Here is an 8,600-nt window from a genome sequence, read left to right on the forward strand (position 1 = left end):
TGGCCCGGATCCGGGCCAGGTTGCGGAGGTCGGAGGAGCCGGCGCCGGAGCAGCTCGCCATAGGAGACCTGGTCATCGACGTGGCGGGGCACTCCGTGAAGCGGGACGGGCAGTCGATCGCCCTGACGCCGCTGGAGTTCGATCTCCTGGTGGCGCTGGCGCGGAAGCCGTGGCAGGTGTTCACTCGAGAGGTCCTGCTGGAGCAGGTCTGGGGGTACCGCCATGCGGCGGACACCCGTCTGGTGAATGTTCATGTGCAGCGGCTGCGTTCCAAGGTCGAGAAGGACCCGGAGCGGCCGGAGATCGTGGTGACTGTCCGTGGTGTCGGATACAAGGCAGGACCCAGCTGACATGCCCGGGGACAGCGCCGCTTCGGCGCCCGGTCAGTCCGGGACCCGCACGGAGCGGCCTGTCGGCCGGAAGACGTCGGGTTCCCGCTGGGGGCGTTTTCTCGAGGGCGGGCTGCTGCAGGGCGGTGTCCAGGGCAGCCCGGTCCTGAGGCTTTTCATGCGCTGGGTGCGCCGTCCGCTGCTGCCCGTGATGCGGCTGTGGCGGCGCAACATCCAGCTGAGGATCGTCGTCACGACCCTGCTGATGTCGCTCAGCGTGGTGCTGCTGCTGGGCTTCGTCGTCATCGGTCAGGTGCGCAACGGGCTGCTGGACGCCAAGGTCAAGGCCTCGCAGAGCCAGGCCACGGGCGGGTTCACGGTGGCCCAGCAGCGGGCCGATGGCGCGGCGAGCGCGGCGGGGAACGAGAGCACCGACAGCGGCGACCGGGTGCAGAACGTCGGCGAGCGGATGACCAACCTGGTGAGCTCGCTGTCCAGCGGTGGGCAGGGAGCGTTCGACGTCGTGACGCTCAGCCCGGCCTCCGCGGACGGCGAGACCGGAGAGCTCGGACCGCGTGCCTCCGGCGGAGTGGCCTGGGACCTCAGCGTGCCCGTGGAGCTGCGTGACCGCGTCGAGGACGGCACCAGCGCCGTGCAGAGCTACACGCAGATCTTCTACACCAACGGCCGGGAGTCGCAGCCGGCTCTGATCATCGGCAAGCAGATCAACGACCCGAACGGCGGGCCGTTCCAGCTGTACTACCTCTTCCCGCTCACGCAGGAGGAGAAGTCGCTCAGCCTGGTCAAGGGCACGCTGGCGACGGCGGGGCTGTTCGTCGTCGTCCTGCTCGGGGCCATCGCATGGCTCGTGGTGCGCCAGGTCGTCACACCCGTGCGGATGGCGGCGGGGATCGCCGAGCGGTTGTCCGCCGGGCGCCTGCAGGAGCGGATGAAGGTCAGCGGCGAGGACGACATCGCGCGTCTTGGTGAAGCCTTCAACAAGATGGCGCAGAACCTGCAGCTGAAGATCAGCCAGCTGGAGGACCTGTCGCGGATGCAGCGGCGGTTCGTCTCCGACGTGTCGCACGAGCTGCGTACCCCGCTGACGACGGTACGAATGGCGGCGGACGTCATCCATGACGCACGCGTGGACTTCGACCCGGTGACCGCGCGCTCCGCCGAGCTGCTCGCCGACCAGCTGGACCGGTTCGAGTCGCTGCTCGCGGACCTGCTGGAGATCAGCCGGTTCGACGCGGGCGCGGCGGCCCTGGAGGCCGAGCCGATAGACCTGCGCGAGGTCGTGCGGAAGGTCGTCAGCGGGGCCGAGCCGCTCGCCGAGCGCAAGGGGACACGGATACGGGTCCTGGGCGATCAGCAGCCCGTCGTCGCCGAGGCCGACGCCCGGCGGGTGGAGCGGGTGCTGCGGAACCTCGTGGTCAACGCCGTGGAGCACGGCGAGGGCAAGGACGTCGTGGTCAAGCTGGCGGCGGCGGGCGGAGCGGTCGCGGTCGCGGTGCGCGACTACGGGGTGGGGCTCAAGCCGGGTGAGGCGACGCGGGTCTTCAGCCGTTTCTGGCGGGCGGACCCCGCACGCGCGCGTACCACCGGCGGTACGGGACTGGGACTGTCCATCGCCCTGGAGGACGCCCGTCTGCACGGCGGCTGGCTCCAGGCGTGGGGCGAGCCCGGTGGCGGGTCGCAGTTCCGGCTGACCTTGCCGCGGACGGCGGACGAGCCGCTGCGCGGCTCCCCGATTCCCCTGGAACCGAAGGACTCCCGGCGTGGCCGCGGTCCCGGCGACGGCGCTGTGCGGCACGGCGGGGGCAAGCTCGCCACGGTGCCGGTGCAGGCGGGGGAGCCCGGGCTCACCAGGGCGCCCATAGGGCCGCTGCCGGGCGCTGGGCAGGTGCCCACAGCCGATCCGACGGCGCTGCCCGGCAACGGCGCGCGTGTGGTGGCCCGGCCCGGCGCGTCGCCCGCGGCACCGCCCGCGCAGCGGAGCGGCGAGGGTGCCGAGCAGGCGGAGGAGCGGCTCTCCGAGGCCGGCTCCGAGCAGCAGGAGAAGCAGGGGGAGGCATTCCGTGGGCGCTGACCGCGCGAATCCCGGCCGTGGGCGTCCGGTGCGGGCGACGGTGTACGTCGGCATCGGTGCCGTACTGCTGGCGGGGTGCGCCTCGATGCCGGACAGCGGGGACATGCGCGACGTCGAGTCGACCCCGCGGCAGGACACACAGGTGCGGGTCTTCGCGCTGCCGCCCGCCGAGGACGCCCAGCCGCAGGAGATCGTGCAGGGTTTCCTGGAGGCCCTGACCAGTGACGACCCCAACTACGAGACGGCCCGCAAGTACCTGACCGGTGGTGCGTTGAAGACATGGAACCCGGGCATGTCGACCACGGTCCTCGAGGAGGCGCCGACCCCGTTCACGAAGGTCACGGGGAGCGAGCCGGACAGCGCCTCGTACCGGTACGAGCTGAGCGGCGAGAAGGTCGCCCGCGTGGACGGGCAGCATGCGTACACGCCGGCCAGCGGCGAGTACGAGGAGACCGTGCACCTCACGAAGGTGAAGGTGAAGGACACGGAGCAGTGGCGCATCGACAAGCTGCCGCAGGGCGTGATACTCGGCAGGTCCGACTTCGAGCGCAACTACAAGTCGATCAACAAGTACTACTTCACCTCCGCCGCGCAGTCCGGTGAGGCGGGCCGGGTCGCCGACCCGGTGTACGTGCGCAGCCAGGTCGACCCGGTGACCCAGATCGTGAGGGACCTGCTGAACGGCCCCACCCGCTGGCTGAACTGGGTCGCGAGGACCAGCTTCCCGTCGGGTACGGCGCTGCAGAAGGGCACCGCCGATCTGACGCCCGACGAGCAGAACACGCTGGTCGTGCCGCTCAACGCGAAGGCCGACCGGGTCTCGGCGAGCAGGTGCCAGGAGATGGCCGCGCAACTGCTGTTCACGCTGCAGGACTACATGCCCAACGGCATTGACGAGGTGGAGCTGCAGGGGTCGACCGGGGCGCAGCTGTGTGTGTTCGGAGAGGACCAGTCCGGGGCCGACGCGGCGAACCGGCCCGGCAAGGGCATCGAGTACGAATACTTCATCGACGGTGAGCACCGGCTCGTACGGCTGTCCCCCGGGGAGAGCACGCCGTCTCCGGTGCCGGGCGACCTCGGCGAGGGGGTGAAGCAGCTGCGGTCGGCCGCCGTGTCGCGCGACCAGGAGCGGGCGGCCGGGGTGTCGGCCGACGGGAGCGAGCTGTACGTGGCGCCGCTGACCTCGGGCGGCGCCATCGACGAACCGGTGCTGCGCAGCGCGGGTGCCACCGCCAAGGACCGGCTGACGACGCCCAGTTGGGACGGGCGGGGCGATCTGTGGGTGGCCGACCGCGATCCCAAGAAGCCACGCCTGCTGGTCCTCGCGGATGGCAAGGGCGAGCCGCTGGAGGTGCGGACGGCAGGGCTCGACGGACGTATCGAGGCGGTGCGCGTGGCCGCCGACGGGGTACGGGCTGCGCTGATCGTGGAGAAGGGCGGCAAGCGGTCGCTGTTCATCGGGCGCGTCGAGCGGGACGCGGACGCGGACGGCACCACCGTCTCCATCGTCGATCCGCGGTCCGTGACACCGGACCTGGAGGACGTCTCGGCCATGTCGTGGGCCGGTGGCAGCCGGCTCGTGGTGGTCGGCCGGGAGTCCGGGGGCGTGCAGCAGACGCGGTACGTGCAGGTCGACGGGTCCACGTTGCCGGGTCCGGCGCCCTCCGCGCTGACCGGGGTGGAGGAGATCGCGGCGTCCGAGGACGAGAACCAGCCGCTGGTCGCCCATTCGGCGGACGGCATCGTCCGGCTCGCCCCCGGGGAGCAGTGGCAGACGGTGGTCAAGGAGGGGTCGGCTCCGGTCTATCCGGGGTGAGCTCACGGGGCGCCGGCCGCAGGCAGCCGAGCCCGTTCCGGGGTGTGCTGGGGCCCTTCCGCGGCTGGCGCTAACTCGTGTGGGTGACAAGCGTGTTGGTTGTCGGCGCGTTGTCCCCAGGGGGTTTTCCACAGGGGTGGCACGGTTTCGTCCACGTTGGCACAGTGGGGGCATGCGGGCGTGGTGGCAGGACCTCACGGATCTGGTGCTGCCGGCCGAGTGCGGAGGCTGCGGGAGGCCTCGCGAGGTGCTCTGCCCGGAGTGCCGCGCCGCCCTGATGGGGGCCGCACCGTGCCGGGTGCGACCGGCGCCGGAACCGGTGGGGCTGCCCGAGGTGCACGCGGCGGCCCCGTACGAGGACGCGGTACGGGCGGCGCTGCTCGCGCACAAGGAGAGGGGCGCCCTGGCGCTCGCAGAACCGCTCGGCACGGCCCTGGCGGGGGCCGTACGGGCCGGGCTGGGCGAGGTGTGGGGCGGGGGCGCCGAGGACTTCCCGCCGGGGCGTGGCGCCTCGTCGGGAGACGACGGGAGAGATCCACGCGGGGACGTGCTGCTCGTTCCGGTGCCGTCCGCGCGGCGGGCGGTGCGGGCGCGCGGCCACGACCCGGCGCGGCGGATCGCGCTCTCGGCGGCCCGGGTGCTGCGGCGCGCCGGGACGCCGGCCCGGGTGCTCGCGGTGCTGCGGCAGCGGCGTGCCGTGGCCGATCAAGCGGGGCTGGACTCGCGGCAGCGGCTGGACAACCTCGCGGGGGCCCTGGAGGTGGCCGCCGGGGGCGTCCCGCTGCTGGGCGGCGGCCGGGTCGTGCTCGTCGACGATCTGATGACCACCGGGGCCTCGCTGGCGGAGGCGGCACGGGCGGTCCGGGCGGCGCACGACAGATGGGTGGTGTCGTCGGCGGCAGACGGGAAAGACGCTGGGCGAACGAGACAGGAGGCGGTCCGGATCCGAGGCGTCGAAGGAATGTACGGGGTCGGCCACGCAGGTGAGGGGCTGTGCGCGGCGGTGGTCGCCGCGTCGCCGGATGCTTTCCACATAAACCGGAACTGACGGAGAACTTGCATCGTTGCAGGTAATGAGAGGGTCAATTCACCTGAACGGAGGTACGTCTCAGTAGAGGGTGACGACATCCGTCCGGGCGAGATATGTTCGGTTGTGAGGGAATGGCCCCGGCCGTTCACCACATATCCGGATGCCGTACTGCGGGATTTCTGCAATCACCCGCAGGGATGGGGTGGAGATCTTGTCCACGGGGGAGGAGGAGGTGGAGTCACCGAGTCCGCGGTTCCGGAAGTAGCCGGAACCTGGTGCACAAGGGAGATGCTCCGCCAGTGGAGCGGAGCGATCCGGGAACGGAGTTCTGCGTGGACATCGTCGTCAAGGGCCGCAAGACCGAGGTGCCCGAGCGGTTCCGCAAGCACGTGGCCGAGAAGCTGAAGCTGGAGAAGATCCAGAAGCTCGACGGCAAGGTGATCAGCCTCGACGTCGAGGTGTCCAAGGAGCCCAACCCCCGACAGGCCGACCGCAGTGACCGAGTGGAGATCACGCTCCGCTCCCGCGGACCGGTGATCCGGGCGGAGGCAGCGGCGAGCGATCCGTATGCGGCGCTCGACCTGGCGGCGGACAAGCTCGAGGCCCGGCTGCGCAAGCAGCACGACAAGCGTTACACGCGCAGGGGCGCGCGCAGGCTCACGGCCGCGGAGGTCGCCGACCACGTTCCGGGCGTGGCGACCCTCAACGGCAACGGATATGTCGTCGAGGAGGAGAAGGCCGACGGCGTACCCACCAAGCGGATCGGCTCGCTCGAAGTGAAGGGCGAAGGCCCCCTCGTCGTCCGCGAGAAGACGCACGTCGCGTCCCCGATGAGCCTCGACCAGGCGCTCTACGAGATGGAACTGGTCGGGCACGACTTCTATCTGTTCGTCGACTCCGAGACCAAGGAACCGAGCGTCGTCTACCGTCGGCACGCCTACGACTACGGCGTCATCCACCTCAGCACGGACCCGATGGTGGCAGAGGGGCATTCGAACGCCGCGGGCGGCACGCTCGGCGGCTGACCACGCCGGGTGACAGCTGAGCCGGTGCCCCTGGAGCGCGCGTGCGCCCCCAGGGGCACCGGTGTGCGACCCCCAGAGGTCCGCTCTGTCACCGCAGTGTCGCCCCGGCATGAAATCATGGCCGAACCGGCCCCAACCGGCGGGTCGTTGCCTTGGGTTGGCGATGGCACAGAACACAGGCCACGGCCTTCAGGGGGAGGAACGATGGCGGACAGCAGCTTCGGACCGATGCGAGACGCGGCGGCCGACGAGGGTTCTGTCGGCATGGGCCCCGCGGCGGGCTCCCGCAAGGAGCCCATCAGGGTCCTTGTCGTCGACGATCACGCGCTCTTCCGCCGCGGTCTGGAGATCGTGCTGGCAGCCGAGGAGGACATCCAGGTCGTCGGCGAGGCCGGCGACGGGGCCGAGGCGGTGGACAAGGCGGCCGACCTGCTCCCCGACATCGTGCTGATGGACGTCCGCATGCCCAAGCGCGGCGGGATCGAGGCGTGCACGTCCATCAAGGAGGTCGCCCCCAGCGCGAAGATCATCATGCTGACGATCAGCGACGAGGAGGCCGACCTCTACGACGCGATCAAGGCCGGGGCGACGGGCTACCTCCTCAAGGAGATCTCCACCGACGAGGTGGCCACGGCGATCCGCGCCGTCGCCGACGGGCAGTCGCAGATCAGCCCGTCCATGGCGTCGAAGCTGCTCACCGAGTTCAAGTCGATGATCCAGCGGACCGACGAGCGCCGGCTCGTGCCGGCGCCGCGGCTGACGGACCGGGAGCTGGAAGTCCTCAAGCTCGTGGCCACCGGGATGAACAACCGGGACATCGCCAAGGAGTTGTTCATCTCCGAGAACACCGTGAAGAACCACGTGCGGAACATCCTGGAGAAGCTGCAGCTGCACTCCAGGATGGAGGCCGTGGTGTACGCGATGCGGGAGAAGATCCTCGAGATCCGCTGACGCCGGGTCAGGCCAGGGCGCGGGTGAGTTCCCCGACCAGGCGGTCGCGGAGCTCGGGGGCGTCCACACGCTCCACACGGACGTTCGTGCAGTCCACCCAGCTCGCCGCCTCCAGCAGGGCCCGGGCGACCGCCGGGACCGCCTTCGGGCCGTTCAGCGTGACCTGCTTGGCGACCAGGGTGCGGCCGTCGCGGGCCGGGTCGACGCGACCCACGAGGTGGCCGCCGGCCAGGACCGGCATCGCGAAGTAGCCGTACACCCGCTTCTGCTTGGGGACGTAGGCCTCCAGGCGGTGGGTGAAGCCGAAGACCCGTTCCGTGCGGGCCCGCTCCCAGATCAGGGAGTCGAAGGGGGACAGGAGCGTCGTGCGGTGGCGGCCGCGCGCAGGCGTGACCAGGGCCGCCGGATCGGCCCAGGCGGGCTTGGACCACCCCTGCACCGTCACCGGGACCAGACCCGAGTCGGCGACCACCGCGTCGAACTGCTCGCCCTTGAGGCGGTGGTAGTCGGCGATGTCCGCGCGCGTGCCCACACCGAGGGCCTCGCCGGCCAGGCGGACCAGTCGGCGCAGGCACTCGGTGTCGTCCAGCTCGTCATGGAGCAGTTCGGTGGGGACGGCGCGCTCGGCGAGGTCGTACACCCGCTTCCAGCCGCGGCGCTCCACACAGACCACCTCGCCGTACATCAGGGCCCGTTCGACGGCGACCTTCTCGCCGGACCAGTCCCACCACTCGCTGGTGCGCTTCGCGCCGCCCAGTTCCGTGGCGGTGAGGGGGCCCTCGTCGCGGAGCTGTTTGATGACGCGGTCGTAGGCGCCGTCGGGCAGTTCGTGGCCCCACTGGGGGCGGGCGCGGTAGGCGCGGCGGCGGAACGCGAAGTGGGGCCACTCCTCGATGGGGAGGATGCAGGCGGCGTGGGACCAGTACTCGAAGGCGTGCGGGCGAGCCGGGGCGCCGCCCGGGGCGGTGGCCCAGTAGGCACTGTCGACCGTGGTGCGGCCCATGGCGCCGAGACGGGCGTACGGGACGAGTTCGTGGGAGCGGGCGAGGACCGAGATGGTGTCGAGCTGGACCGCGCCCAGGTGGCGGAGCACACCGCGGACGCCGGCCCTGCGGTCGGGGGCGCCGNNCCGCAGGGCGATGCGGCGGGCCTCGTCCGCGGTGAGTTCTGTCGTGGGGGGCGGCAGGGGTGTCATGGTCCGCAGAGTAGGCCAGGGCACTGACAAGCGGTGCTGAGCTGGGAGAACCGGCGGCGGGACCGGGGAGGCCGGGCGTCAGTGCGGGGCCGGTAGGTAGGGGGACGTGGAGGGGTGCCGTTGTTGTTGAGGGCGGAGCGGAGCGTGCCCTCCACGGTGAAG

General features: G+C 71.3%; 6 protein-coding genes and 1 pseudogene. 6 read left to right on the forward strand and 1 reads right to left on the reverse strand.

The features are described 5' to 3' along the window. From mtrA to AOK15_RS25560, 6 genes and pseudogenes are all read left to right on the forward strand, one after another. A pseudogene (mtrA, locus tag AOK15_RS25535) lies at nucleotides 1-350 on the forward strand (two-component system response regulator MtrA); the annotation flags it as partial. A 1-nt stretch (nucleotide 351) separates the two neighbouring features. Beyond that, the gene (mtrB, locus tag AOK15_RS25540; RefSeq protein ID WP_055520704.1) at nucleotides 352-2,421 is read left to right on the forward strand and encodes an MtrAB system histidine kinase MtrB; all 2,070 of its coding nucleotides are present in this window, start codon (nucleotides 352-354) and stop codon (nucleotides 2,419-2,421) included. Then, the gene (locus AOK15_RS25545) at nucleotides 2,411-4,237 is read left to right on the forward strand and encodes an LpqB family beta-propeller domain-containing protein (RefSeq protein ID WP_055520705.1); all 1,827 of its coding nucleotides are present in this window, start codon (nucleotides 2,411-2,413) and stop codon (nucleotides 4,235-4,237) included. The genes mtrB and AOK15_RS25545 overlap by 11 nt, the downstream gene beginning before the upstream one ends. A gap of 172 nt (nucleotides 4,238-4,409) precedes the next feature. Then, the gene (locus tag AOK15_RS25550) at nucleotides 4,410-5,285 is read left to right on the forward strand and encodes a ComF family protein (RefSeq protein ID WP_055520706.1); all 876 of its coding nucleotides are present in this window, start codon (nucleotides 4,410-4,412) and stop codon (nucleotides 5,283-5,285) included. A gap of 314 nt (nucleotides 5,286-5,599) precedes the next feature. Continuing rightward, complete coding sequence (gene hpf / locus AOK15_RS25555) at nucleotides 5,600-6,292, forward strand: ribosome hibernation-promoting factor, HPF/YfiA family (RefSeq protein ID WP_240496415.1); 693 nt, start codon at nucleotides 5,600-5,602, stop codon at nucleotides 6,290-6,292. Between the two features lie 204 nt (nucleotides 6,293-6,496). Next, on the forward strand, nucleotides 6,497-7,243 hold the full coding sequence (locus AOK15_RS25560; RefSeq protein WP_055520708.1) for a response regulator: 747 nt from the start codon (nucleotides 6,497-6,499) through the stop codon (nucleotides 7,241-7,243). Between the two features lie 7 nt (nucleotides 7,244-7,250). Here AOK15_RS25560 and AOK15_RS25565 read toward each other — a convergent pair. Further along, nucleotides 7,251-8,370, reverse strand: a 1,120-nt coding sequence (locus AOK15_RS25565) for a winged helix-turn-helix domain-containing protein (protein WP_240508589.1), incomplete at its 5' end; no start/stop codon positions are given. Between the last annotated feature and the right edge of the window lie 230 nt (nucleotides 8,371-8,600).

The sequence above is a fragment of the Streptomyces ossamyceticus genome, assembly GCF_001418475.1.
GTDB lineage: Bacteria > Actinomycetota > Actinomycetes > Streptomycetales > Streptomycetaceae > Streptomyces > Streptomyces ossamyceticus.

Coding starts and splice junctions, on each gene's coding strand:
- mtrB (WP_055520704.1), top strand. CDS start 352: ATGCCCGGGGACAGCGCCGCTTCGGCGCCCGGTCAGTCCGGGACCCGC.
- AOK15_RS25550 (WP_055520706.1), top strand. CDS start 4,410: ATGCGGGCGTGGTGGCAGGACCTCACGGATCTGGTGCTGCCGGCCGAG.
- AOK15_RS25560 (WP_055520708.1), top strand. CDS start 6,497: ATGGCGGACAGCAGCTTCGGACCGATGCGAGACGCGGCGGCCGACGAG.